This is a genomic window from Streptomyces sp. MZ04 (assembly GCF_004684775.1).
GTDB lineage: Bacteria > Actinomycetota > Actinomycetes > Streptomycetales > Streptomycetaceae > Streptomyces.
Window position 1 is genome coordinate 44,542 of record NZ_SRIC01000002.1, and the last position, 24,715, is coordinate 69,256.

At 67.4% G+C, this 24,715-nt stretch carries 22 protein-coding genes and 2 pseudogenes; 8 read left to right on the plus strand and 16 right to left on the minus strand.

The window, feature by feature from the left end:
- Positions 1 to 219: 219 nt before the first annotated feature.
- Positions 220 to 1,320, minus strand: coding sequence for a pentapeptide repeat-containing protein (locus tag E2651_RS00885; protein ID WP_135329000.1), 1,101 nt, complete (start codon positions 1,318 to 1,320; stop codon positions 220 to 222).
- A 335-nt stretch (positions 1,321 to 1,655) separates the two neighbouring features.
- Positions 1,656 to 3,351 (minus strand): annotated as a pseudogene (locus E2651_RS44545) (FAD-dependent monooxygenase).
- 359 nt (positions 3,352 to 3,710) lie between these two features.
- On the opposite strand from E2651_RS44545, the gene E2651_RS00895 reads away from it, so the two are divergent.
- Together E2651_RS00895 and E2651_RS00900 are read left to right on the plus strand one after the other, a co-directional pair.
- Positions 3,711 to 4,103, plus strand: coding sequence for a VOC family protein (locus E2651_RS00895; protein WP_135329001.1), 393 nt, complete (start codon positions 3,711 to 3,713; stop codon positions 4,101 to 4,103).
- Complete coding sequence (locus E2651_RS00900) at positions 4,100 to 4,975, plus strand: sigma-70 family RNA polymerase sigma factor (RefSeq protein ID WP_135329002.1); 876 nt, start codon at positions 4,100 to 4,102, stop codon at positions 4,973 to 4,975. Before E2651_RS00895 ends, E2651_RS00900 begins: the two co-directional genes overlap by 4 nt.
- Before the next feature lie 184 nt (positions 4,976 to 5,159).
- On the opposite strand, the gene E2651_RS00905 is transcribed toward E2651_RS00900, so the two are convergent.
- From E2651_RS00905 to E2651_RS00930, 6 genes are all read right to left on the minus strand, one after another.
- Complete coding sequence (locus E2651_RS00905; RefSeq protein WP_135329003.1) at positions 5,160 to 5,456, minus strand: hypothetical protein; 297 nt, start codon at positions 5,454 to 5,456, stop codon at positions 5,160 to 5,162.
- A 94-nt stretch (positions 5,457 to 5,550) separates the two neighbouring features.
- Positions 5,551 to 6,111 (minus strand): hypothetical protein, encoded by a 561-nt coding sequence (locus E2651_RS00910; RefSeq protein ID WP_135329004.1) that lies wholly within the window; start codon positions 6,109 to 6,111, stop codon positions 5,551 to 5,553.
- A gap of 1,062 nt (positions 6,112 to 7,173) precedes the next feature.
- On the minus strand, positions 7,174 to 8,736 hold the full coding sequence (locus E2651_RS00915) for an MFS transporter (protein WP_135329005.1): 1,563 nt from the start codon (positions 8,734 to 8,736) through the stop codon (positions 7,174 to 7,176).
- A 262-nt stretch (positions 8,737 to 8,998) separates the two neighbouring features.
- Entirely contained in the window at positions 8,999 to 9,889 is an 891-nt protein-coding gene (locus E2651_RS00920; protein ID WP_245238484.1) for an IS3 family transposase, read from the minus strand.
- A 17-nt stretch (positions 9,890 to 9,906) separates the two neighbouring features.
- Positions 9,907 to 10,212, minus strand: a complete 306-nt coding sequence (locus E2651_RS00925) for a transposase (RefSeq protein WP_135329007.1) — start codon at positions 10,210 to 10,212, stop codon at positions 9,907 to 9,909.
- Positions 10,213 to 10,295: 83 nt separating this feature from the next.
- On the minus strand, positions 10,296 to 10,871 hold the full coding sequence (locus E2651_RS00930) for a CGNR zinc finger domain-containing protein (protein ID WP_135329008.1): 576 nt from the start codon (positions 10,869 to 10,871) through the stop codon (positions 10,296 to 10,298).
- Positions 10,872 to 10,974: 103 nt separating this feature from the next.
- On the opposite strand from E2651_RS00930, the gene E2651_RS00935 reads away from it, so the two are divergent.
- Positions 10,975 to 12,147 carry an epoxide hydrolase family protein gene (locus E2651_RS00935; protein ID WP_135329009.1) on the plus strand — a complete coding sequence of 391 codons (1,173 nt, stop codon included), beginning with the start codon at positions 10,975 to 10,977 and terminating at the stop codon, positions 12,145 to 12,147.
- Positions 12,148 to 12,358: 211 nt separating this feature from the next.
- Here the strand turns inward: E2651_RS00935 and E2651_RS44960 are convergent, their stop codons facing one another.
- The 4 genes from E2651_RS44960 to E2651_RS00955 all read right to left on the minus strand — a co-directional run bounded on the left by E2651_RS44960 (position 12,359) and on the right by E2651_RS00955 (position 15,597).
- On the minus strand, positions 12,359 to 13,201 hold the full coding sequence (locus E2651_RS44960; RefSeq protein ID WP_245238473.1) for a transposase: 843 nt from the start codon (positions 13,199 to 13,201) through the stop codon (positions 12,359 to 12,361).
- Positions 13,108 to 13,959, minus strand: coding sequence for an MBL fold metallo-hydrolase (locus E2651_RS00945; protein WP_245238474.1), 852 nt, complete (start codon positions 13,957 to 13,959; stop codon positions 13,108 to 13,110). The genes E2651_RS44960 and E2651_RS00945 overlap by 94 nt, the downstream gene beginning before the upstream one ends.
- 792 nt (positions 13,960 to 14,751) lie before the next feature.
- On the minus strand, positions 14,752 to 14,892 hold the full coding sequence (locus E2651_RS43600) for a hypothetical protein (RefSeq protein ID WP_167828642.1): 141 nt from the start codon (positions 14,890 to 14,892) through the stop codon (positions 14,752 to 14,754).
- Positions 14,893 to 15,198: 306 nt separating this feature from the next.
- A complete protein-coding gene (locus E2651_RS00955) occupies positions 15,199 to 15,597 on the minus strand; it encodes a helix-turn-helix domain-containing protein (protein WP_135329010.1) in 399 nt (132 codons plus the stop codon).
- Positions 15,598 to 15,674: 77 nt separating this feature from the next.
- Between E2651_RS00955 and E2651_RS00960 the strand changes: the two genes are divergently transcribed.
- Complete coding sequence (locus E2651_RS00960; protein WP_245238475.1) at positions 15,675 to 16,619, plus strand: NADP-dependent oxidoreductase; 945 nt, start codon at positions 15,675 to 15,677, stop codon at positions 16,617 to 16,619.
- Positions 16,620 to 16,890: 271 nt separating this feature from the next.
- Complete coding sequence (locus E2651_RS00965) at positions 16,891 to 17,400, plus strand: hypothetical protein (RefSeq protein WP_135329011.1); 510 nt, start codon at positions 16,891 to 16,893, stop codon at positions 17,398 to 17,400.
- Between the two features lie 294 nt (positions 17,401 to 17,694).
- Here E2651_RS00965 and E2651_RS00970 read toward each other — a convergent pair whose 3' ends face one another.
- Both E2651_RS00970 and E2651_RS00975 read right to left on the minus strand, forming a co-directional pair.
- On the minus strand, positions 17,695 to 18,885 hold the full coding sequence (locus tag E2651_RS00970; protein ID WP_135329012.1) for a cytochrome P450: 1,191 nt from the start codon (positions 18,883 to 18,885) through the stop codon (positions 17,695 to 17,697).
- Positions 18,882 to 19,595, minus strand: a complete 714-nt coding sequence (locus tag E2651_RS00975) for a tRNA-dependent cyclodipeptide synthase (RefSeq protein WP_245238476.1) — start codon at positions 19,593 to 19,595, stop codon at positions 18,882 to 18,884. The genes E2651_RS00970 and E2651_RS00975 overlap by 4 nt, the downstream gene beginning before the upstream one ends.
- A 261-nt stretch (positions 19,596 to 19,856) precedes the next feature.
- Here E2651_RS00975 and E2651_RS00980 point away from each other — a divergent pair, with 261 nt between their 5' ends.
- Positions 19,857 to 20,309: an SRPBCC family protein gene (locus E2651_RS00980; RefSeq protein WP_135329013.1), complete on the plus strand. Its 453-nt coding sequence runs from the start codon at positions 19,857 to 19,859 to the stop codon at positions 20,307 to 20,309.
- A 458-nt stretch (positions 20,310 to 20,767) separates the two neighbouring features.
- Positions 20,768 to 21,532, plus strand: a complete 765-nt coding sequence (locus E2651_RS00985; protein ID WP_135329014.1) for a MerR family transcriptional regulator — start codon at positions 20,768 to 20,770, stop codon at positions 21,530 to 21,532.
- Between the two features lie 20 nt (positions 21,533 to 21,552).
- Here E2651_RS00985 and E2651_RS44550 read toward each other — a convergent pair.
- Positions 21,553 to 21,678 (minus strand): annotated as a pseudogene (locus E2651_RS44550) (IS5/IS1182 family transposase); the annotation flags it as partial.
- A gap of 101 nt (positions 21,679 to 21,779) precedes the next feature.
- Positions 21,780 to 24,140 (minus strand): hypothetical protein, encoded by a 2,361-nt coding sequence (locus E2651_RS00995; RefSeq protein WP_135329015.1) that lies wholly within the window; start codon positions 24,138 to 24,140, stop codon positions 21,780 to 21,782.
- A 240-nt stretch (positions 24,141 to 24,380) separates the two neighbouring features.
- Here E2651_RS00995 and E2651_RS01000 point away from each other — a divergent pair, with 240 nt between their 5' ends.
- Positions 24,381 to 24,683, plus strand: coding sequence for a hypothetical protein (locus E2651_RS01000; RefSeq protein ID WP_135329016.1), 303 nt, complete (start codon positions 24,381 to 24,383; stop codon positions 24,681 to 24,683).
- Positions 24,684 to 24,715: the final 32 nt, after the last annotated feature.

Sequence of the window (24,715 nt, forward strand, 5' to 3'; positions counted from 1 at the left end):
ACCAGGGCGCGTCGCCCCGGGCACGTGCGCTCGGCGATGACGACGTCCCGCTCGTCGAACACGCAGGGGAGAGGCAGGGGAGCGGTGGGGAAGAGGTGCGCGCATGGGGCCGGTTCGGGTTTCCAGGCTGTGCGGCGAAGCTGGGTGACGGCGGCGAAGGCTTCGCTGCGGGAGGCAGCCCACCACTGGTCGGTGGTGGTGGCGTGGGCTCTGAGCGGGTCAGCCCTCGCACTCTCGGGGCCTGGCACCTGAGTAGGCCTTCTTCTTCACCTGAGGATCATTCGCCAGCTGTTGGGGCAGTTTCGTGGCCTCATCAATCTCAGCCGACAAAACTTGGTCAAGCCTCACCGCAGCGCCCTGCAGGTTCGCTCCATCAAGTTTCGCGCAGGCCAGTTCCACATAGAGCAAGAGCGTGTTGGGCAGCGCTGCGTTGGTCAGGTCCGAGTGGCGCAGGTCGGTGCGCATCATGGTCGCGTGGCTCAGATCCGCGTTGCTCAGGTTCGCGTTGCTCAGGTTCGCCCAGCTTACGTCCGCCCAGCTCAAGTTCGCCCAGCTCAGGTCTGCGGTGCTGAGGTTCGTGAAGTTCAGGTTTGCTTCGGTCAGGTTCGCCCTGACCAGAGAAGCGTTGGACATGTTCGCGAAGGGAAGCTCCGCGTCGCTCAGGTTCGCGAAGAGCATGGCCGCATTGCTCAGATTCGCCTTGGACAGTTTCGCGTGGCTCAGATTGGTGAAGCGCAGGTCTGCCCAGCTAAGGTCCGCACGGCTCAGGTCGCTATGGTTCAGGTCCGCATGGTCCAGGGTGACACCATGCACGTCCGCGTCATGCAGGTCGATGTGCACGGCGCCGTCATTGCGGCTGTCCCGGGACTTGAGGACAGCAGTTGCCTCAGCAATGTCACTGGTCACGCTTTTCTGGCCAGTACCGGTTTCCGGTTTCTTTCCGTGGGCGCGGATGAAGGCGGAGATTACGTTGATCACGGTGGGCTGGTCGCGTGGGGAATCCTGCATGACACGTTGGAGACCGTAGATGCCGCCGAGTCGCACATCCTCGGAGTCCTTGTTGCCGAGAAGCTCAACGGCGGCCATGTATCGATCGGTGATCTGTCCCTCTCGGGTAATGGCTTGTTCGCTGTTGACTTGCTTGATCGATTTCCAGGTGAAGCCGACAACTGCGATGGCGCTCAGCGCCGCCAGCAGGGCGACAGTTCGCTCCAGCGTTTTCCACGTTTTCATACGCGCGCGGGAAGGTGGTCGCCGCCGCTGCCGCCGGGCGAGCTGCTGCAGCAGCTTACTGCGCGCCGCCCGGGGTGCCCTGGTCATATGGCTATTGGAGCTCCCCGCAACAAGGTACGCACGTTCAGACTGCCGGGACGGAGCACGCGTCCGTGGTCCAGGTCCCCTACGGATCCCGCCTGCTCATGGCGCTCCTGGCTGCGACGCCGCCGAATGACGTCCGTCGGACGTCCGGACTGCGAACGGGGCACGCTGAGCCGCAGCCGGCACCGGCCCGCGGCAGTATCGGTCGCGGGATGTCGCCGAGCCCCTTCACCGGGCACTACGTGATGCCTCCGACGGCTCCGTCTGCCACGTCGGCAGCCTCGACAAGGCAGCGAGGCCCTGACCGACGCAGCAGGTCCTGGGACCGAGCCCTTCGATCATCCGTGGAGGTGTTCACCCGGCACGGAGACAGCCATGAGGTAGTCGGCCAGGGCTGCCGCGGTGTCCGCGAGGGGGAAGCGGGCGCCGAGCTGCCCGTCGGGGCGGACGACGAAGCCGGTCGGGCCGTCCGGCCGGTAGAGCCGGGCGAACTCCCCGGCGGCGTCGCGGTATCCGGGAACGGCCAGGGTGTCGGCGACGTGCGGTGCGGCTTCGCGGGCGAGGACGGCGACCGTCTGCAGGTCCGCCCCGGGGACGGGGTGCTCAGGGCCGCGACGGCCACCGCCGTCCGCCGCGGCTCCGGCCGCCTCGGCGACGTCGGCGATGTCGGCCGCGTACAGGAGCACCACGTTCCCGGTGCGGCCACGCAGGATGTCGAGCAGGCGCAACGGGTAGGTGGCCAACGGCCCGGTCAGCCCGGCGCAGTCCGGGCCCCGGTCGCCGGGCTGGGGCGCGTCGGGCGGTCCGTACGGGGCGCGGGCCAGCGGGCCGCCCCGATGGCCGACGAGCAGCTGGGCCTCGCGGAGCATCACCGTCCGCGGGTCGTCGGGGTCGGTCTCGATGCCGTGGGTGGCGTGCCGCACGGTCCGGCCGACGACCTCCTGACGCCGACCGGTCGACGCTCGGCGTCATAGCTGGTGAGCAGTGCGGGCCCGGCCTCCCCCCCCGGACCACGAGCGCCAGCTTCCAGGCCAGGTTGCAGGCGTCCTGGATGCCGGTGTTCATGCCCTGGGCGCCGGTGGGCGGATGGATGTGGGCAGCGTCGCCCGCGACGAAGACGCGCCCGTCGGCATAGCGGTCGACGATGCGGTGGCTGATGCGGAAGACGGATGACCAGCGCATCCCGGAGAGCCGGGCGGGACGGGGCGCGAGGCGGTCGACGACCGCCTGGAGGTGGGACAGCTCCGGGGCGCGGCTGCCCTCCAGGCCGTGCGCGATGCCGTCATCCTGTGCGGACCCCAGTCCGTCGTCTTGGTGGAGAGTTCGGGCAGGACCAGCGCCGACATGCGGTAGCGACCCGTTCCGGGCAACGGGATACAGACCAGCAGGTCATCGGTGGAGCCGTCGTCGGCCCGGTGACTGGACCGGATGCCGTACCCGTGCGGCAGATCCCAGTCGGCCTCGACGTCGCCCAGCATGTACTCGTCGGGAAGGCCGCGCCCTCGAACGTCAGGCCCAGGCCCCGCCGGACGGTGCTGTGCGCTCCGTCGCAACCGATCAGATAGCCGGCGCGCAACTCCTCTTCGACGCCGGAAGCGGTGCGCAACCGGGCGGTGACCCCGTCCCGGTCCTGAGCGAACGACAGCAACTCCGTCCCGCGCTCGATGACCGTGCCGAGGCCGGCGACGTACTCCTCGAGCAGGCGCTCGGTCTCCTACTGCGGCAGCGCGGCGAATCCGTAGGCACCTCGGGCGGCAGCTCAAGCTCTGTCCGCGCCCGTTCCCGGCCGTTGACGTAGATCAGCTGGCCACGCATCGGGACGGCGCTTTCCATGACGGCGCGGGCCAGACCCATCCGGTCCCAGATCTCCAGGGTGCGCGGCTGGATACCGACCGCCTTGGCGTAGGGAAGGCGTGCGGGCAATCGATCGACGAGGCGACAGCGCACCCCGTGGCGGCGGAGCTCGTCGGCCGCGCTCAGCCCGACGGGGCCCGCGCCCGCGATCAGTACGTCGGTCGTGTGGGTGCGCGCCACGAGAGCCTCCAGTGCCTGGCCCCAGGGCCGGTCTCGTCTCCATGGTCACCCGGTAGCACGCGGGCGGCGAGCTGGGCAGGCGGTACGGGGCCTCGCACCGCCTGGATCAGGCGTCAGACGCCGGGCGGCCTGGCCCGTCGACCTCGCGGCGCGTCGGAACATAGCCGAGTTCTGGGGGGCCTCATACAGGCTGTAGTCGGTGCGGGCGAGGCCTGGACATGCGCTGCCGAGCCCCACCGCATGCGTCCGGTAACCGCTCGGGCGGACCGGTCTTGTTACCTTCTCCCGTCGGCATCCGTCATAGGTGTGACGACCGGATACGAACCGTTGTCGCACCAACGAGTGGAATCGAGAACCGGATGCTGACCAACATCATGTACGCGACGATCTACGTCACCGATCAGGACCGCGCGCTGGAGTTCTACACCGAGGGGCTCGGCCTGGAGAAGCGGATCGACTACCCGGGGCCCGACGGACGTTTCCTCACCGTCGGCGTTCCCGACAGCCCCGTGCAGATCATCCTCTGGTCGCAGGCGGCGGCCGCGGAACAGCCGGCCGACGTGGACCGGCCTGCCGGGCCCGGTCCGCTGATCCTCGAATCCGACGATCTGCGAAAGGACTTCGAGAACATGCGCCGGCGCGGCGTCACCTTTGAAGAGCCCGAACCCGAGGACTATCCGTTCGGGCTCCGCATCGAGGCGGTGGACCCGGACGGCAACCGAGTCTCGCTCCGTCAGCCGCGAAAGCCGTGACCGCCCACCCGCCCGGTCTCGTGACCGAGGCGTTCGAAGCCCAGCGCGACCGGCTGCGCGCCGTCGCGTACCGCGTGCTGGGCTCGCACGCCGACGCCGAAGACGTGGTCCAGGAAGCCTGGTTGCGCCTCGTCCGCCAGGACGAAGCGACCATCAGCAACCTGGCGGGTTGGCTGACCACCGTGGTCGGCCGAATCAGCCTGGACCTCCTGAGATCCCGACGAGCCCACCCCGAGACCGCCTACGAGCAAGAGTTCGCGAACCTCGTGGTGATGCCCGACGACGAGCCCGCGCCGGACGAGCAGGCGGCGCTGGCCGATTCGGTCGGCCTCGCCCTGCTCGTCGTGCTCGACTCGCTCACCCCGAGCGAGCGCCTGGCGTTCGTCCTGCACGACATGTTCGCGGTCCCGTTCCGCGAAATAGGCCAGATCCTGGGCAAATCCGCCGACGCCACCAAGATGGTCGCCAGCCGTGCCCGCCGCAAGGTCCAAGCCACGGACCGGCCGGCGGGACACGGCCGCTCCCACCGAGAGGTCGTTCAGGCATTCGGCGTCGCCGCCCTCAGCGGAGACTTCGAAGCGCTCCTGCGTGTCCTCGACCCGAACGTGAAGCTGACCGTCGACACCCCCGACGGCATGGTCGTCACCCTCGGCGCCACCAAGGTCGCCGCAGGCGCCCGCATGTTCTCCGGCGAAGTCGCCCGCCAACGACCCGTGCTGGTCAACGGCATCCCCGGCCACATGTCCTGGCGCCCCGACGGAAGCCCTCTCTCCGTCATCGCCTTCACCGTCACCGAACGCCGGATCACCGGCATCCACATCGTCGTCGACCCGGCCAAACTCGCCTCGATCCAGCTGCCCGCCCCGGCCTGACCCGGCCCGCCGACCAACTCGCGTACGACCATGCGCCTGTCGGCACATACCTGCCCGACTTCGCTGATCGCCCTGTCGCCCCTTCACGCGCTGAGCGCCGCCGCACGGCCCATCGTCCGCGGCCCAAAGCGGAGTTGAGAGAGAGGGCCGCCGGGAAGGAGACAACGGCGAAGCGGCGCGGTGCCTAGCCGTGTCGTTCGGGCGGGTCCGGCTGCTGGTGCCCGTCCTTGAAGAGGAACTCGTACATCCGGTGCAGGTACTCGTACAAGGCGCCCTCGTCAGTGAAGGCGATGTCGGTGAGCCGTTCGTAGTCGGCGACGGAGAGGTCTCGCGTGCGCAGCACGCGCTCGAAGCCGTCGCGGACACCGTCGACGTACTCCTTGCGGAAGGCGTGCAGTGTCGGGCGCAGCCAGCCCCTGACGTCAGAGGCCTGCTCCTCACACAGATAGATGTGGATGAATCGTTCGAGATCGCTGGTCATGGCACCTTGAGCAGGATGGCGGTACAGAGCGAGCGGCGTACGCCCCCCTGGCGACGAACACCTGGCAGGGCGCCTCCGCGGGTACGGCGACACCCTAGGCGCCCTGGGTGTAGATCCGCCCGGTCTCGTCGGTCCACGCCTGCAGGCGTGGAGTCTGGTCGCGGGAGGCGGCGCCGCCTCGACCCAGCGCCATCCCGCCGGCACCGACCGCACCGCCGGCGGTCGCTGTGGCGGCACCGCCGGTGAAGACGGCCAGCCCTGCAAGGACCAGAGGGATGCCGAAGACGGCACCGATGATCGTGGCGGTCAGGAGAACACCGAGGATGATCATGCCGATCCCCGCCAGCGCTCCGGCGACACCGACCCCACCGACCGCGGCACCGGCGGCGACCATCCCGATGGCCACCTCACCGTTGGCGAGGTGGGTCTGGGCGAGCAGCACGGCCCCGGGCATGCGGTGAACCTCATTCCAGCCCCGGGCCACCATGTATCCGACGAACCGCGTCAGCTCGGCTTCCCGCTGATCGGCATCGATCCGCTTGCCGTAACCGGGGAAGTCGATGTGGGCGGGTGCTTGCGCGCCCCATCGGGGTGTCTTCAGCAGTGCGGTCTTCTCGGCCTTCGACGGCCGAGGTTTCCGCGCGCGGCCCTTCATGTCTCTGCTCTCCGCCCGAAACGCCCCTTCCCCTCCATTACACACCCGGCATCTCTCGACCGGCAGACGTGCAGACGTGCAGACGAACGTCGACGGTGCGACCGAGTTGGCCCGGGCGAGCGCTGGAGATGGCGCCGCCGGGCCGGGGAGGGGGGTACCTGCCCTGTCGCAGCGCAGGTGGCAGATGCTCGGTGCTTCGCGGTCCGGGTCTGCGGATTCTCACGTTCCAGAGCGGGACCAGACAGCGAGGTCTCCGCCGGGCGACGAGACGAAGCGCCATCCTCGTGGTCCTGTGATCTGCCAGGCTTCGAACGATGTGTCGGCCGAGCACGTCAAATGCGTGCCGCTGTCGAACGTCATCCGCAGAGAGCCTGACTTGAACGCGACCGCCGAGACGACCCCCACCCTGCGTCGAGGACGAGCGACAGCCGAAAGTCGATGCTGATCCTGGCAACACTCAGGCCTCGGAGGTTCAAGAGCTACCGGTCCTCATGCTCGACCGGTTCCACTTCAGTGCTCATCGCACCACCATGGTCCACTCTGTTGCAGGCGCCAAGGGATTTTGCTCCTTGCATGGGGGCAGCTCCGGTTGGCATGGGCTCACGGCATCCGGCCGTGTTTCTCTGCAGGAACGAACGATTCCGCCTACTCCAATCGAGTCAAGGCAGTAGCCGCAACGGGGGCGGCCGGGAGATCGTTAGAGGGCTCGGTCTCTACTTGGCCATCAAAGCAGCTAAGGAACAGGTCGATTCGTATGGCGGTCAAGTCACCCACGAATACGACACGGTCCTGAGGGGGTTCAGCGCACACATGCCCGTGAACATGGTGTCTACGGTTGAAGCGAACGAGCACGTGAACTATGTAGAAGTAAATCCGGCTGGCTAATTGCTGGCCAGTGAGCGCGATAGTTGGCCGATCTGAGTACGATCCACCACTTCCTGAATTGAGCCGGGACACGGTAGTTGGAACCTGGCCACGGGAGTTGGAGCCAGTGTCGGGGCGGTAGCCGGGGGCGGCACCGATAGAGTCGGCTGCCTGAGCCAGGGTTCTGCCATCACACTCTCAGACGGAGCTGCGGGCCTCTTCGTAGTCCGGCTCCGGTATCGGACGCTTCTTCTTTCCGAGAGCAGGCAAGGTAATCAGCAGCACAGCTGCTCCGAGGAGTGCGGTGACCGCGATCCAGCCCGCGCCGACGTGCATAGCATGGATAAACGCATTGTCGGCAGCCTGAGCAAGAGTGGGCCGGTGGATACCGGTGGCGACGTGGCGGGCCTGTTCGGCGGAAACTCGCGCTTGATCCTGCACCGGACCGGGTGCACCCTCCAGCGAAGGTTCGATCGCACGTCGGTACTCGATCGACATGATCGTGCCACCTACTGCGATTCCGATCACACTGCCGGTTTGTCGCACGGTGTTGGTGACGGCAGATCCTGCACCGGCCTGTTCCAACGGAAGGTCGCTGATCAATGCGGCCGTAACGGGGCCGATCACCATGCCGATCGAGAGACCCTGTATCAACAACAGGATCTCGATCCAGACGAGTGGAGTTTGCAGCCCGAGGAACCCGTACCCGCCCATGGTCAGCGCAGCCACGGTTAGTGCCGGCACGGTGACAAGCCGTAGCGACAGGCGGCGAACCAGGCGCGAGGCAAGGGGCGCCCCCGCGAGCGCGCCGAATGCGGTCGGGATATTGGCCAAACCCGCCTTCATCGGCGAAAATCCGAGCGCGCCTTGCAGATAGAACGCGTTATAGAAGGTGATGGCGGCCACACCGAAGAGCAGCAATCCGAGCGCCACATTGCCGCCACCGAATGTGCGTTGCGCGAACAGTCGCGGATCAAAGCTGGGCACTTTGACACGCAGTTCGACGAGTACGAAAACGGCCAGCAGAATTAGACCGGCAACGATCGGCGCCCAGACGTCGGTACGACTCCACACCTCCACCTGCCCCGCCCGGATCAGCCCGTAGGCCAACGCCACGAGCCCACTGATCGACAGCAACATTCCAGCGGGGTCCAGTGGTCGCAGAGTGGGGCTGCGGAAATTTGGAACCAGCACGGCGAGCCCGACCAACGCCAATACCGCGACCGGGACATTGATCAGAAAGACCGAGCCCCACCAGAAATGGTCGAGCAGGAACCCCGCCAGCACCGGGCCGGCAGCCATTCCGACACCGGCCGACGTCGAGAAAATGCCGATCGCGGCAGCCCGAGCGGGGCCAGTAAAGGTCCACATAAGGATGGCCATCATGGCGGGCGTGATCAGCGCGCTGCCCACCCCCATCGCGGCTCGAGCTGTAATCAGCTGGCCCGCATCGCTTGCGTACGCCGCCCATAGCGAAGACCCGGCGAAAATCACCAACCCACTGGAAAACACAGTCCGGTGACCGAACCGATCGCCCAATGCGCCTGCAGAGAACATCAACGTGGCGAAGGCCAGAGTGTACGAACCGGTCGCCCATTGCAGCTGACCGGGATTGGCCCCCAGTCCACGGGTCGGGTCTGCAAGGGTCTCCAGCGTGGCACTCAGGACGGTATTGTCCAGCCAAATCAGCAGCGAACACAACATAAGAACGGCAAGAATCAACTGCTGCCTGAACTTCGGCAACGTTGGAGGCGCGGTCATGAACACCTTCGGATATCGATCGGCGGGAACCTGAACGACTGGACCATAAGCAATCTCTACGACGCCGTCAAGCTTAGTATTTCTCGTCAATACTGTTGCGGCTGCACGGACTATATGCCCTCTGACGGATTTGCGGACTGAATAATTTTGTGCCCTCTGGTGGATTTGCGAGTTGGAGGAATTCATGACTTCCGGAGGGTTGCGACTGCGCGGATTTCATGCCCTCCAGTGAAGTTCCACCCTGATCTTGGACGGTGGGTGGTTACGCTGCGGGGGTGAGGTCTTGGGTCACCAGGGCTCTGGTTTCGAGTGGGGTGACGTAGCCGTACTCGACGTGCTTGCGCAGGCGGGTGCGGTTGTACTCGGCCTCGATGAAGTGGAAGACGTCGGCGCGGGCCTGTTCGTGGGACTCCCAGACCGTGGTGCCGATCTCCGCTTTCAGCAGCCCGAAAAAGCTTTCGGCTGCGGCGTTATCGCAACATGACCCGGTTCGTCCCATGCTCTGCCTCAGGTTCAACTCCCGTATCACTGCGCGGTATTCGCCCGAGGTGTACTCACTGCCCCGGTCGGAGTGCGCTATGCAGCCCTCCTTCAGGGCACCGCGCCCGGAGGCCATGCGCAGTGCGTCGACGACGAGCTCGGCGCGGTGGTGGTCGGCCATGGCGTATCCGATGATCTCGCGCGTCGCCAGATCGATGACCGTGGCCAGATGCCACCAGCCGGCCGGCGTCGGCAGGTAAGTGATGTCCGAGACCAGCTTCTCGCCAGGCGCTTGCGCGGTGAAGTCGCGGCCGACCAGGTCCGGGGAGGGCGCGGCCTTGGTGTCGGCCTTCGTGAGACTGCGGCGCTTGCGGCGGGTGATGCCGCGGATGTCGTGCTCGCGCATGAGCCGCTCGACCTTCCTCCGGTTGATCCGCCGCCCCTTGCGGCGCAGCGCGGCGGTGATCCTGGGGGCGCCGTAGGCGCGGCGCGACTTCTTGTGGATCTCCCGGATCTCGGTGACGACCGTCTCGTCCTCACGCTGCCGGGCCTCGGCGGCCGGGCGGGCGGCGAGATGGGCGTAGTACGCCGAGCGGGGCACGCCCACCGCCCGGCACAGCAGGGCCACGCTGTATCCGCCGGGGTTGGTCTCGGATGCCTTCTCCGCGTCGATGAACGCGTAGCGCGCGGCTACTTCGTCTTGTGCTGAGCGAAGAAGGCGGTCGCTTTTCCCAGGACCTCGATCGCCTGCTCCTGCTCGCGGACCTTGCGGCGCAGCCGGACCAGTTCCTCCCGCTCGGCCGTCGTCAACGCGCCGGCCGGGCCCTCGCCCTGGTCGATCCTGACCTGCTTGACCCAGCCGCGCAGGCCCTCGGCGCTGACCCCGAGCTCCCGGGCGACCTCCGTCACCGTCCGCCCGGAGGAACGGACCAACTCGACCGCATCCCGCTTGAACTCGGCCGTGTACCGCTTGCTCGTGTTGCTCTTCTTACTCACTACCTGGAACTGCTTCCTCCGGGACCATCGGACCCAGTATCAGGCTGTCCAGCTCCAGGGTGGACCTTCGATCGAGGTAACGATCACTCCGCTGATCTGGGGTTTTTGCGCTGGTTGGCAATGAAGCGCGCCTTCTTCTGGCGATTCCCGCACGTGTTCATGTCGCACCATTTGCGGGTGCGACTTTGGCTGGTGTCGAAGAAGGCGGCTTGGCAGGTTGGTGATGCGCACAAGGCCAATTTTCCGTCTCGTTCGCCCGCGATGATGCTGATCGCGTCGGCGGCGATCACGCTGAGGGCATCTTCCACGCAGGAAGCCGAGCTGAGCCGCCATCGCCGCTTGCCCTCGGGCGTCAGGATCGCCGCGGCCCGACCCTGAGCGCTGCAGTCATTGATGACTTGGACAGCAGACGCGGGGAGAGCGTCCTGGATCGCGGCCGCTGTCGCGGCGGCGTGAATCGACTCCCTCAGTTCCCGGGCGAGTTCGAGCTGGGCGGTGGTGCAGGAGTCCACGGCGAGGCCGTTCACTGCCAGCCAGTCGACAAGTCGGTGCGGCGTGGGAATGCGCTCCACAGCGTCGCCATGACGCTCCGACAGCGTCCCCGTGAAGCTGGTCGCCAGCACGTTGCCGAGGCGGAAGTCAGGGAACCCAGTACGCATGGAACCACCTTAGCTGGTTGCACGCCGGCGTGAAGGCTTGGTAGAACCGTCTTAGCCGGTTCGCGATAGGTCGCAGCCGGTTCCGCGATGGCCAGGAGGTCTCATGCCCCGTCCAACCAGCGACGTGCAAGCATTTGAAGCCCACGCAACTGACGCTGACCTCGACGATCTGCGCGCGCGACTGGCCGCCGCTCGGCTGCCGGAGGCTGAGACGGTCCATCGCGCCGCACCCGACCCTCACCGATGGGAACAGGGCGTTCCTCTCGCCGACCTCGTCGATGTCGTGAACTACTGGCGCACCGGGTACAACTGGCGGTCGTTCGAAGAGCGCCTTAACCGGATCGGCCAGTTCCGTACGACCATTGACGATCTGGGAATCCACTTCCTGCACCGCCGGTCCGCGCGCGCAGATGCCACTCCTCTGATCCTGACGCACGGCTGGCCAGGCAGCATTGCCGAGTTTATCGATGTAGTAGACGAGTTGGCAGATCCGAAAGATGCAGACGCGCCGGCGTTCCACGTCGTGGTCCCGTCGCTGCCAGGCTTTGGTTACAGCGACAAGCCGGCCACCACCGGGTGGGGAACCGAAAAGATCGCGGCCGCATGGGTGGAACTGATGGGAAGGCTCGGCTACGGCAAGTTCGTAGCCCACGGCGGCGACTGGGGAGGCGTGATCACCACAATCCTCGCCGGCAGGTTCCCGGAGCATGTGCTCGGCATCCACACAGTGCTCGCGCAGGCACCGCCCGGCCTGACAACGGACGGGCTGACGGCGGTCGAGCGCAAATGGACCGAGGAAACCCGCGATTTCTGGCGCCACCGCGCGGCGTACGCGAAGCAGCAGGCGACCCGACCGCAGACCATCGGCTACTCGCTCGTCGACTCACCGGTCGGGCTTCTTGCCTGGATCCTGGACAAGTTCGCCGAGTGGTCAGACACCGAAGACAGCCCGTTCGAGACGATTTCCAGAGACAGGGTTCTTGACGACGTCACCCTGTATTGGCTGACGCGGACCGGCGCATCGGCGGCCCGCATTTACTACGAAAGCCACAACTCGCTGGACCCCGAACTTCGGGTCGACGTCCCGTCAGCAATCACTATGTATCCCCGCGACATCGAGAAGTGTCCGCGCCCCTGGGCACAGGAGCGGTACCGACAGATCGTGCGATGGAGGTCGGCCGAAACCGGGGGACATTTCCCGTCGCTGGAGGTTCCCGAGTATTTCGTCAAAGATCTACAAGAGGGCCTCGCGGCAGTGCTGGCCGCTAATCGGTGAACGCGGCTGGGTGGCCGGCACTCGATCACCGCCTGATCCGGCTCAAGGCGTTGCCCGACGGCTTCCAGGCCGAGTTCATCGAGACGGCAGAACGTGGTCGGACAGGGCGCGGCAGGGCGCGGCAGGGCGCGGCGAAGATGGTGTGGAGCATGCCGAGGTCTTTCGGATGGTAGACCTCGACGCCTACCCGCCAACGCCCCCGACTGCACCCTCAAGTGCGAAGAGCCGCTTTCGGGTGCTCCGCGTGCCGTGTCAGTACGCCCTTGCGGGATGGGGCGGCGGGCGGACTCTGCCGGTACCGGGCGGGCCGGGGGTTCCTCCCGGGATTCCTCGCGGCAAGGGTGGCCGTGCTCCGGCCGGGCATCGATAACGGCTTCTGCCCTTGTTCGCAGGCCAGGTGAACCTTCGTGGTCCAGCCCCCGCGGGACCTGCCCAGGCCGTGGTCATCGGGGTCGGCCTGGCTGCCGCCTGGTGGCTTCTTCTGGGCTGGCCTGCCCGTCATGCCGGGGACCGGCCGCGTGCTGATGAGCCCGGCAGATCGTGGAGTCGACGTCGACTCCCAGGTGATCAGCCCGGCCGCGTCCGCCCGAGCCTGCAGCCCGGTCAGCACCCATGCCCACGTTCCGTCGCGCTGCCATCGGCGGAAGAGCCCGTAGACCGTCTGCAACGGACCGTACTCCGCGGGCAGATGCCGCCACGGAGCACCGGTTCTCACACGCCGGCGGATCCCGTCGGTCAACCGTCGCCGACATACCCACGGCCTGCCCAATACCGCGACCGGCAACAACGGCCCCAACACCGCCCACTGGTCATCTGAAAGATCCCCTCGCCCCACACCGAGATCATCACGGCACGAGGTGAGACACGGACACTGGTTCTCAGCACGGCCTAGCCGAGTGGCAGGTTTCTGGACGTAGGCGCCGGAGTGCAGCAGATCCCAACGCCGCGCGGCAGCGCCGCTCACGTCCCCGACGGCCGCGGCTGCTCCGGCGGAACCGAGCTCTCGGCAACCGCCATCCACTGGTCCAGGTCGGTCTGGGTGAATTCTGCCCACGGTGGGATTCCGGGGAGCTGGCGGAGGAGGTCGTAGGCCTCGGGGATCTGCGCTCCGCGGAGGACCGGGCAGTGGCAGCCGGCGATGACCTCGGCGTTCAGGTGTTGGAAGTCGGTGACGACCGTCCCGAACTTTTGGGCGTCCAGCAGGGCGACCCAGGGGGAGACCAGTCTTCCGCCGAAGAACTGGCCGTCGCGGAATTCGTCTGGCGACAGCGCCGCCATTTCGGGCACAGGGGTCGGCACGTTCGTGGCGAAGGTGTCTACGGCCCACAGGACGTTGGCCTTCGGGTCGAAGAGGGCGCGGGTTGTGGGGTTGTCGTACAGGGGTGGTCGCTTGGCGACCAGGGTGCGATCGCCCGCGTCGATCGTGTCGCCGTCGGTCATGAAGCGGCACCGGTTGATGGGAGTCTCCCACTCCTCGGCCATGCGGCCGATGGAGAACCATGTCGTCAGCAGGGTCGCGTTCGGGCATTCCGCGAGGACCGCCAGGAGGTTGCCGGCGTGGTCGCGGTCGTCGTGGGTGAGGAAGATCCACCGTACGTCCAGGGGATCCACGATGGACCAGGCTGCCTCCAGCCACTGGGAGCGCACTGCGGGCGCCCCGGTGTCCACGAGGACCGGTTCGGTTCCCCGGATCACCATCGAGTTCATCGGGAAGTGGCCGACCGGCGGGGCCTCGAGGGCCCACGGGATGACGAACGTCTCCTCGGCGATCTTGTACGGCTGCAGAAGGCTGAAACTCTCCATGGTTGTCATCGCTGCTCTCCCTAGGACGGAGTCGCCGCAGCATCCATGAATCCAGTGCAGCCCCATGCCGGGCTGTCGTCAAACGCAGAACTCGTGACGGTCGGCTTCGGCGAGCGACAAGGGGTGCACGGTCGGTGTCGGCCGGTCCCGGGCCGTGGTTGGGCGGGCGGCCGTTAACACCCGTGGGTACTGTGCGGGATTCTCAAAACACCCCCTGGCCGTACTGCTCGTCCCAGCGAAGAAGACTGGAGACTCCGGGCGTCCCATAGCCAGCTTTGGCTTTCCCTGGCCTTGGGCTTGTCGCCTGGTCGGCAGGTCTGCTGCGGGTAGCGGCACGCGCGCGGATACGTACGAGGTGGAGGCCTGGATCGCGAAGGACCAGCCGACGATCGAGCCGGCCCGCACCACGGCATCCACCTCGGGCTGGAGGAAGCCCAACTCCTCCACGGCCTCTACATCCAGGTCGTCCAAGTGGTCCAGGTCGTAGGGCTCGTCCGCCGCGTTGCGGACCTCGATCTAGGGGTAAGGGTCGCGAATGTGCTGGGCGTGTGACGGGCAGGCCACGTCTCGATGCGGGTTCAGGACTCGGACATCGACGAAGTCATCCTGGGATCGTGCCAGTTCGGGCCACGGTGACGGCCTCCCGTACGGTCTCGTGCGCCACCGCCGCCGCGCTCACCCCCTGGTTGCGTTGCCGAGGCTGGCCTGCGACGAGGGCGAGAAGGCCGGCTCGAGGTTGCGACGCGGCTCGGCGCGCGGGATGCAGGCCGCTGCCTATCGGGGGAGAGCCTGCGCGGTCCGCTAGTCTCCGCACCTCTCCCACGGGTCCGGAGTGCCATGGGAGAGGACCAGGCCGTACGACTCCGGTACCCCGCAGTCATTTTGCTCAGTCCACTGGTAGGCGAGGATGGTCCAGATCGCGACCGCGATCACCGCAGCCACGCCCGGCAGGCTCCAACGCGACCGTCCTCCGCGGCCGCCTCCGCTGTTCTCGGGCGGGCCGCTGGGCGGATCCTTGGGTGGTTCCCACCCCGGTCCCTTGTACCCCCGAGGCCGCCACCCTCCCTCACTGCTTGGCATGCCCACCAGTATCCAAGGAACGAGCTCAACTGCACCGCGTTCGCACGAAGTTGGCGACCTTGCCCCCCTGCCCGATGCCCGCCTGGTCACCACCCGGGCCCTGCTCACCGCCAGGGAGAATCTCACCGACACCATCAATGCCCGCGCGATGATGTGCCTCCACGGCCGTCAGCTCGGAGCGTCGTAGGCGACGCGGGCGTCATGCACCTCGTCCATGTGCTCCTCCGCCCAGCCCTTGATCGCGCGCATGACCGGCAGCAACGAGCGGCCGAGCGGGGTCAGTTCGTATTCGACGCGGACCGGGACGGCGGGGATCACGGTCCGCGACACCAGGCCGTCGCGTTCCAGATGCCGGAGAGTCTGGGTCAGCATTTTCTGGCTCACGCTCGCCAGCCTGCGTTGCAGTTCGCTGTACCTCTGCGGCCCGTCGGCAAGCGCGTTGACGGCGAGGCTGACCCACTTGTCGGCGATGCGATCCAGCAGTTGCCGGGCGGGGCATTCGGCGAGGTAGGCGTCGTAGATGATGCTCGCCTCAGCCCGGCGCTGGGCGACGGTGCGGGTGGGCATGGCTCTCCCTCCGGTGCCGTACGCACCTCGAAGTGCGTACTTCCCCATGGAGAGTAGCCGTTTCTACGGTGTGCTACATGATCACTGAAGAGAAGATGCAGGCGGTGGTGGCCCGCGGCTATGGCGGGTCCGAGGTGCTCGAGTTGGTGACAGTTCCGCTGCCGGAGGCCGGCCCTGGGCAGGTGCGGATCCGCGTCGAGGCCTCGACCGTCAACCCCGTCGACCTGGCCACCCGTTCTGGTGCGCTCGTCGAAGGTGGTCTGATGGCCGCCCGCGAGCGCACGGGCATCGGGTGGGACGTCGCGGGCGTGGTCGACCGGCTCGGGGCGGGTGTGACGGCATTCGCGCCGGAGCAGCGGGTGATCGGGCTGCGCGACCTGCTCGACGTGTCTCTGGGTACCTACGCCGCATACGTGGTCCTGGACGCCACAGCAGTCGCGCTCGCGCAACCCGGCGTCGCTGCTGTGGCGGCGGCGACGCTGCCGTTGAACGGCCTCACCGCCGTCCAGGCCCTCGACCTGCTCGACCTCGCCACGGGCGACACCGTGCTGGTGACCGGAGCCGCTGGGGCGGTCGGCGGCTTGGCCGTCGAACTGGCGGGACGGCGAGGGCTGCGCGTCTGCGCTCAAGTCGGCGTCGCCGACGAGGAGTTCACACGAAGCCTTGGCGCCGAATGGATCGTCGACCGTGAAGCGTCCGACCTGGCGGCCGATGTCCGTCGCCTGGTACCGGGCGGCGTTGACGGCGTGCTCGACACGGCAGGACTCGGAATCCGTGCCCTGGCCGCTGTTCGCACCAGAGGCGACTACGTCACGGTGGTCGGCGGTTCGGCCCCGATCCCGTTGCGCGGCATCCGGGTCCACCAGCAGTGGATCAGTGCCGATGGGGCCGCCTTGGCCGAGCTCGCCGCCATGGATCTGACGCTGCGGGTCGCCGACGTTCTCCCGCTCGAGCGCGCGGCCGAGGCGCACGATCTGCTCGCGGCGGGCGGGATACGCGGTCGGCTGGTGCTGGTTCCCTAGTTACTGAACAAGGGCGGCACACTCACCGACCGCCACAAGAATATCGTTGTCGCCACACCAACCAGGTTCACCGGCACAAACGGTGGGCATGCCATGCGCCGTTCCATCGCGTCCGCAGCAGCAGCAGCAGCAGAAGAAGAAGTTCGACGCGATGGAGCCGGTCGGCTGCGGCAACGACTGACCCGTACGACCCTGACCTGATCCGGTGCCGACACTGCGGGGCCACCCTCACTATGGGGGTGGCCCCGCAGCCGTACCGGAGGAGACGAACATGCCCGGCCCGATACACGCCACCGTCAGCACCGTCCACGTGGACGCGACCACCATCGACCTGGTCGGGGAGGACCTGGTGGCGGAGTTCGAACCGGAGTGGGCCAGCACCGGCCTGATCGCCGCCGACCCCGGCGGCGACAGCGCCCGCATCCTGTGCGGGCAGGAGATCGGCAGCATCCAAGTCACCGCCCAACTGTGGGACGACATTCCGCCGCTTCCCGACGACATGGACGCCTGGCAGGACGTCGCCGAAGTGTCCGCCGCCTGGCGCACGGCGTGGTTCGACTTCGGCACGACGGACAGCGGCGACGACCCCGAGAAGCGGCTGCCCCTGTCCGGCCCCGGCGACTACCGGATGCGGGTTCACGGACGCCACCGTGACGACGGCGACCCCCGCCCCGACGACGCACCCACCGAGGAATACCTGATCCAGCTGTGGCCCGCCCCCCACGGTGCGGACCGGGTCATCAAGACGACCAGCCATACGGCCCGTCTCTGGCGAAGCTGAAGGCGCCGCGGCTCATGCGCAGGCCGCAGAAGTCACCGGCGGCCCAACTCCTCGGCAACCAGGAGCTCGGCATCGCACACACCGCACTGCACGGGACGGCTGCTGTACTGGCCAGCGGAGACCAGCACCCGCATGTGAGGGGCACGGCGTCGGTCTTGACCATCGGGGGCGGGGTGGGCGCGGGTTGCCCTGCGGGTGATCGTATTGGCCGGACACTCAGCTTGTGACACGACAGCGCCCCCGGCCGGACGGAGGGAGGCCGAGGGCACTGCGCGTGCTGTCACACGGTGAAGGTCACCAGACGATCGGCAGTCGCTCGGGGATGCGCTTCATGAACCCGGTGCGCCACACCAGTTGCTCGATCGGCACGGCCAGATCCAGGGCGGGCATCCGGTCCAGCAGAACCGAGATCGCGGTCTGGGCGTGCGCTTTGCCCAGCGCGGTCGCCGGGCAGTAGTGCTGCCCTCCGCCGAACGACAGATGCCCGCCCGCATTGGGCCGGTCCAGGCGCACGGCGTGCGGGTCGGCGAACTCGTCCGGGTCGTGGTTGGCGGCCTCGACCAGGACCAGGACCAGCTCACCCTTGCGCACCGTGACGTCACCCAGCTGGATGTCCCCTGTCGCGATGCGGGGCAGACCATCGGCGATGGACAGGTTGATGCGCAGCAACTCGTCCACGGCGGCCGGGATCAGGGACGGGTCGGCGGCCAACTGCTTCTTCAGCTCGGGGTGCTGGATCAGCGACACGATCGCCATCGTCAAGAACCCCATGACGGAGATGACTCCGGCACCGAACATCGTCACCCCGACCGTGGCCAGCATCTCGTCACTGACGTCGGTGTGGTCCGGCGTACCGCGCAGCGCGGCCAGGTCGCCCATCAACCCGCTGTCCGCGTCGTCCAGCCGGTCGGTCATGTAGGCGATGTCACGGTCCCAGTTCATCTGGGCACCGGGGATCTCCCGGGGGCTGTTCATGAACGCGATGTTCAGCGACCGGTACAGCAGACCGGCGTCTGCCTGCGGGATGCCCAGGACGCGGCAGTGCAGCCCCGTCGAATAGGGCACCGTGAACCCCTGGCGGAGATCGGCCGGCGCTCCCTCCGTCATGAGCTGGTCGACGAGCCGTACGGCGTGGCCGCGCATCCAGTCGTCCAGGCCAGGAGCCTTGGGGTTCAGGGCTTTCATCACGGCCCTGCGCAGCCCGGCCCCCGTGATGTTGCCCATATTGTTGACGACCTCCGGCGGGATGGTCAGCGCGTACTGGCGCGGCACCCCCGCGGCGGACGTGTCCTTGAGGGAGAACCGGGCGTCGTCCAGCACTTGTTTGCACAGGGCGTACGACGACACCAGCCAGGCGGTATCCCCGGCGATGGTGCGGACCCGCTTGATCGGCTCACGGCGCAGCAGGGTTTCGATCTCGGGCGGGAGCTGGTCACCGCGGGGGGAGAACGGGAAGTCGAGCAGGTGCGTGGTGCCCGTGGTCATACGAGTGCCCCTTGGGTGGCGTCGGCGGGGGTGACGATGGCGTGCCCCTGGTTGCGGGACGCGCGCAGCCCATGTCCCCGCGCGTACAGCAGGTCGGCCATCGGCAGGGCCTGGTGGTAGCAGTTGAGCGAGGACGCGACATCGAGGATCGCCGGAGTGTCCAGGAACAAGGGAGCTTCGGCGATGACGTAGGCGCGGCACACATCGCGCTGCCGGTCGGTGGGCGCCTGGCCGTTGAGCACCTTGTTGGTGAGGAACTCGTCCACCAACTGGTCGCACACCGTGCGGAACTCCCGGTCGGTGGCCAGCAGATCGTCCAGGTGGGCGCGAAGCTGCCGGTAGGCGGGCAGGTCGAGCAGCGCGGACATGGGTCTGCCCCGCAGGCGCTTGCCGTCCGGGTCCAGGCTGGTGACGGCGGCGGTCACCTTGGCGCGCACTCCGCGCAGCTGCTTGACCGCCTTACGGCGCGCGTCGTCGAGCGGATAGCCCAGGGCTTCGTACATGTCGGCGACGTGCAGATCGGTCCAGATCAGATCCACTTGCTCGAACTGGCCGAGCCCCCAGGCGGCCAGTTCGGCGATCCGCTGGTGCGTGAAGTAGCTGTTGCCCGGCGAGATGCCGATCACTGCGTGTGCGCCGTCGTCGTGGATGACCTGGCAGTGAGGTGTGTATGGACGAGCCTTGATCATGTCGGTCGTGGTCGTGGTCAAGGAGTGTGTCCCCTACGGCGCGCTAGTCCCTGCGGGGCCTCGTGCCCCCGGTGTGGCGACGCCGTCATGAAACTAACCGAACAGGGGTGCCCGCAGTGGGGTAACCAGACAGTAACTCTCTGGTATTTCCGCAGGTTGAAAGCTGGATCATCCTATCGCCGGCGTGCTGGCCCACTTCGCCACGATGGCGACGTTCCGCCACCCGTGGGATCATTTGTATGAAGTGACAACAGACACGAAGAAGGCAATAAAGAGGGCAAAATGTCTACGATCAAGGAATCCATCGACATTTCCCGCAGCCCCGAGGAGGTCTTCTCCTACGTGACCGACCCGACCCACCTGCCCGACTGGCAGGAGAGCGCCGTCTCGGTCCGCCTCCTGGGCGACGCGCCCATCACCGCCGGCTCGAAGGTCGCCGTGACGCGGCGGCTGGGGCGTCGGGAGATGGTCACCACCATGCAGGTCATCGACCTCGATCCGCCGAGGAGTTGGCACATCCAGGGCATCGACGGTCCGGTGCGCGGCGATGTCCAGGGCACGATCGAGCCGATCGACAACGGCGAGCATTCACGTCTGACGCTCGCCCTCGACTTCGAGGGCCACGGCATCGGCAAGGCGCTGGTCCCCCTCGTGGTACGCCCGCACGTACGCAAGGAGATGCCCAGAGACGAGCAGACCCTGAAGGGCATTCTGGAGGCGGGGGCACCCCGGTGAGGCCCGTGGGCTGTCGTGCACCCGGCCGCGCTGCACTGGCAGGCGCTGGCAGGGGCAATCGCTCCATGTGATCAGCACTGCCCTAGGGCTCTACTCCGGCACCGGCGTGAGCCTGCCCAACCCCTGCCCCTAACAGCGGGGTTGGGGGCGGCTGTTGTCAGTGGTGCGGCCCGGTGGATCGGCCGTGAGCAGCAGCTGGTCCACCAACGCACCCCGTGGCCGTGCAAGTTGTCGCCCGTGAAGATCGCTGCCGCGGCCGGTATGAGCTGGGACGACGTACTCGCGGCGTGCGGCCATACCGGCTAGTCCATGTGGGCACCGCGCTGTGTGAGTACGCCTTCGAAGAGATGCGGGCCCTCGGCGCCGAAGAGGGCTTTGGGCTTGCGCTTTCCGTTGCGGCAACTTCTACGGTCATGTGTGTGGCCGGAGAGACCGGCCCGGCGAGGGAGGCGCCGGCAATGGCCTGGTCGATCGCGGAGGTGGCGCGGATGTCCAAGGTGACATCGCGGACGCTGCGGCATTACGACGAGATCGGCCTGCTGCCGCCCGCATGGATCGGGAGCAACGGGCACCGCTACTACGAGGAGGCCGATCTGCTGCGGTTGCAGCAGATCCTGCTGATGCGGGAGCTGGACCTGGGGCTGCGCGAGATCCAGGCGGTCCTGGACAGTCGGCTCGACCAGGTGGCCGTGCTCCGTGAGCACCACCAACGGCTGCTCGCGGAACGGGACCGGCTGGAGACGCTGGCCCGTACGGTCGGCCGCACCATCGCCGAACTGGAAGAAGGTAAGGACAAGAGCCATATGACGAAGATCAACAAGCCGGAGAACCTGTTCGAGGGGTTCCAGCCCCCCTCCGAGGCCGAGGCCGAGGTACGGGAGCGGTGGCCGCAGGCGTGGGAGCAGTCGCGGCAGGCCGTCGAGGCGATGACCTCCGAGGACACGGAGCGCTGGCAGCGTGAGGTGACGGCGCAGATGATCCGTATGGCGGAGTTCATGGTGGCCGGCACGCCGGTGTCCGACCCTGCGGTACAGGCCGAGGTGGACGCCAACTACCAGGGCATCCGCCGGTTCTGGACCCCGACTGCGGCCGCGTACAAGGGAGTGGGCCAGACCTATGTCGACGACCCGCAGATGCGGGCCAACTTCGACAAGATCGCCGACGGTCTCGCCGTCTACCAGCGTGACGCGATGACCGTGTACGCCGATGCCCGGCTGAGCTGACCGCACGCGGGCTTGTGGAGCGACTTGTCGAAGCCGGTGGGCCCACCGCCCCGGCTGCCACGGTGCTGCCTGCTGGCCCGCTGGTTCCTCGGTTCGGGGACGGTGTGCTTGATCTGGCACCTGCGCAGGTACCGGCGGTTACGCCTACACCGTCGGGCGCAGCCGCAGCCGCAGCCGCAGCCGCAGCCGCAGCCGCAGCCGCAGCCGCAGCCGCAGCCGCAGCTGCTTGGGCTGCCGTGTCGCCGGCTCAGGGGCTGTTGCCTGGTGCGGGACCTTCTGGGAACGTGCGGTCAGATGCTGAGAGAAGTCCGTTGACGGCTCGGCGGGCCATCCACCACAACTGCCGCGTTGGTCCGAGGACGACCGCCTTGCCTGTGAACTGCATGGCGTACAGGCTCAGTTCGACGCGCCGGGTGCCCCAGATGGAACAGACGCGGTCCTCTAGATGGTCTGCGTTCTTGTCGAGCGAAGGCCTGTCCAACATGCCGATCAGCCCTAGGTGGTAGGCGAGCGGCTGAGAGCCGACGACGTGGTCCAAGAGCCGCGCTGCGACCCGAGTGGACTGGCCCTTGCTGGAGTCGTGGAGGCGTTGGAAGTTCTTCAGCAGCACAGCTACATGCCCGGCTGACTGTTCGGGGCCGGCGGCTGCGAGTACGGCATCGAGGTGTGTGCTGAGACGGGCCGTGTCCAGGGCGAGGCTGAGGTTGACCACGCTGGAGGCGGTGCCGGTGCGGGCCTGGACTGCCAGGTCGGAGGGACTCAGGTACTGGGGACGGGTGGTGTGCAGCCTGAGCAGTGCGGCGCCGGCGTGTCCCGTGGGCCGGTCCTGTGTGGTGCAGGTGTATATGGCGTCGGCGTGTTCGTGCAGGTCGCCGTCGAGAAGGGCGACGAGCATGTCTGCCGCGTGTTCGGGACTGCAGCGGGTGGCTGCCTCGGCCAGCAGGGACAGGGAGTTCATGCCGGGGTGTATCTGGTCCAGGCAGTGCAGCAGGACGTGGGTGTCGGCCTGTGTGCGTGAGCGCACGCCGGCCGTCAGTGCGTCGGAGGCTTCTTTGTGACGGCCTGCGACATTGAGGTCGATGATCAGCTGGGCGAGCTCGGGTACCGGACGCGTCAGGACCGCATGAGTGAGCACGTCCGAGGCGGAGTCGTGCATGTTCGCCGTGTGCAGGGCGGACACCAGCGCCACGAGATGGCCTGTGGTGCGCTGCTGGGTCTGTGAGAAGACGGCGGCCGCGGCTGCGGCAAGTCCCGCTCTGCGCAGGGCACCGATCAGTTCCGCGACGTCGGTGGCCACTCGGCTGCGCGCCATCGCGCTCTGCAGCGCATCGGCGAGGGAACCGAAGCCGGATTCGTGCAAGGCGATGACCAGTTCGGCGAGTTCAGCACAGACGCGATCCTGCGCGGGGCAGGCCACGGCCTGCGCCAGGGCGTCATCGAGAGCGGGATCCGCCAGCAGGCCGCAGACAGCCAGGATCTCCGGCACACAACGGTGGGCCACCGTGGCACTGAGCAGGACCAGCACCGCCTCGTGATGACCGCGACGGTGCAGGATCCTGGCCAGTTCGGCGAGGCCCTGAGGGCTATGCAGTTCCACGGACGCCTGCAGAAGCGCGGCAGCGGGCTCCTGCAGACCGGCCCTCAGCAGTTCCCCGATGAGATCCGCCGTGTCACCGACTGGCCGCACCGCCACCATGGCCGGCAGCGCGGCTTCGGCATGTTTGTGCAGTCCCGCTCCATAGAGGGAACCGAGCAGAGCCTGAACCTCGGCCACCGGACGGCACCTGCTCACCGACGTGACGAGTTCGCTGGCAATGGCCCCGCGCGGGCCGGTGGCAAGCCCGCCGACCAGCTGCACCAGTTCGGGCACGGAAGCCGTACGGTCCGCGGCTTCCAGGACCTCCATCAGGGACGTCCCCGAAATGCCCTCGTTGAGAAGCTCTTCGGCAGCATCGAGCTGCTCCTCCAGGACGTGGCAGCGCTCCTCGGCCATCCGCAACTCGACCCTGGTGTCCTCCAGTTGCCGCCGCAGATCGGCCACCTCGTCCCGCAGGGCACTGCCGGCCTGCATCAGGGTGCCGCAGCGCTCCTGCCACACCTCGACGGCCGTCGTGTACGTGTGCCGCTGCTCATCGAGCTCAGTCTGTAGTCCCGCCTGTTCCACCGACTGCCGTGCCAGCCGCTGCTGGCGTTCATCGATGGCCTCCAACAGAGCGCGCTCCCGTAGCCGCAGCTTGCGCACCTCTTCATCCTGCGCGAGAAAGCGGTCCTGCAGACGCTGCAGGTCTGTGCCCGCAGAACGGCACGCACTGGCCGCATCGTGGAGCCTTCGCAGTGCCGCGATCGCATCCGGAGTGACCGGCGCCCCACAGTGCTCCGCCACATCAGCGAGCAGGGCGCTGACGAACGACCAGGGCGTGCGCCGGCTGCCGCTGAGATACCGGCTCACCGTCCCCGGATCCATGTGCCGACGCCCCGCGTACGCACGGACGCTGACGCCGTCCAGCCGGGCGAAGTATGTACGCAGATCAGTGACGAACGCTTCCACCGCGGGCGGCAGGTCGGCGCTGAGCGCAGCCAGCCCCGTGGTCCTCGCTTTGGCGTCCATGAATCCCGTCCCGCTGTTCCGTGAGCGCTGCCATCAACAGCACAACTATGGCGAGCAGGAAGGGAGTTCGGCTGCCTTTAGGTGTTTCCAGCCTCATCGGCAACAGTCGGTCCGTTGCCAGCACAGCTGGCTGCTGATGCCCCCTGCCCGGCAACGTCCCACGCACAGCAGGATCAGCTGTAGCCGGCCGGCAGGCCTGTGCCGGCTGATCGTCCATCGCCTTGCACAGCAGGAGACACAGTGTCCCTCGGCAACAACGACGCTCACCCCACCCCACCGCAGACCATCGCGCCCCCACGAGCCGCCCGCGGTGGCCTGCCCAGGCAGGAAGGGCCCGGCCGGGTAACCCTCGAAGTACATGCGCCCCGGCGGATCAGCGCGACCGGCAGCGCCGCAGTCCTCAGCCACAGCCTGCTGGTCACCGGTCTGATCAGCGGCCAGATCCCGGCCACCCCCACACTTGTGTGGCCGCTGGTGGCCCTGAGTATCGCCAGCATGGCCTACGACCTCGGCCGCAAGGCGATCACGCTCGACCGGCTGTGAAGCCAAAGTTGTTTACGCGTCAGATGTCCGAG

Bases quoted from the DNA above. Each gene is read 5' to 3' on its own strand.
- E2651_RS00885 (WP_135329000.1), bottom strand. From the start codon at position 1,320: ATGACCAGGGCACCCCGGGCGGCGCGCAGTAAGCTGCTGCAGCAGCTC.
- E2651_RS00895 (WP_135329001.1), top strand. From the start codon at position 3,711: ATGCTGACCAACATCATGTACGCGACGATCTACGTCACCGATCAGGAC.
- E2651_RS00905 (WP_135329003.1), bottom strand. From the start codon at position 5,456: ATGACCAGCGATCTCGAACGATTCATCCACATCTATCTGTGTGAGGAG.
- E2651_RS00910 (WP_135329004.1), bottom strand. From the start codon at position 6,111: ATGAAGGGCCGCGCGCGGAAACCTCGGCCGTCGAAGGCCGAGAAGACC.
- E2651_RS00915 (WP_135329005.1), bottom strand. From the start codon at position 8,736: ATGACCGCGCCTCCAACGTTGCCGAAGTTCAGGCAGCAGTTGATTCTT.
- E2651_RS00930 (WP_135329008.1), bottom strand. From the start codon at position 10,871: ATGCGTACTGGGTTCCCTGACTTCCGCCTCGGCAACGTGCTGGCGACC.
- E2651_RS00935 (WP_135329009.1), top strand. From the start codon at position 10,975: ATGCCCCGTCCAACCAGCGACGTGCAAGCATTTGAAGCCCACGCAACT.
- E2651_RS00945 (WP_245238474.1), bottom strand. From the start codon at position 13,959: ATGACAACCATGGAGAGTTTCAGCCTTCTGCAGCCGTACAAGATCGCC.
- E2651_RS00955 (WP_135329010.1), bottom strand. From the start codon at position 15,597: ATGCCCACCCGCACCGTCGCCCAGCGCCGGGCTGAGGCGAGCATCATC.
- E2651_RS00960 (WP_245238475.1), top strand. From the start codon at position 15,675: ATGATCACTGAAGAGAAGATGCAGGCGGTGGTGGCCCGCGGCTATGGC.
- E2651_RS00965 (WP_135329011.1), top strand. From the start codon at position 16,891: ATGCCCGGCCCGATACACGCCACCGTCAGCACCGTCCACGTGGACGCG.
- E2651_RS00970 (WP_135329012.1), bottom strand. From the start codon at position 18,885: ATGACCACGGGCACCACGCACCTGCTCGACTTCCCGTTCTCCCCCCGC.
- E2651_RS00980 (WP_135329013.1), top strand. From the start codon at position 19,857: ATGTCTACGATCAAGGAATCCATCGACATTTCCCGCAGCCCCGAGGAG.
- E2651_RS00985 (WP_135329014.1), top strand. From the start codon at position 20,768: ATGGCCTGGTCGATCGCGGAGGTGGCGCGGATGTCCAAGGTGACATCG.
- E2651_RS00995 (WP_135329015.1), bottom strand. From the start codon at position 24,140: ATGGACGCCAAAGCGAGGACCACGGGGCTGGCTGCGCTCAGCGCCGAC.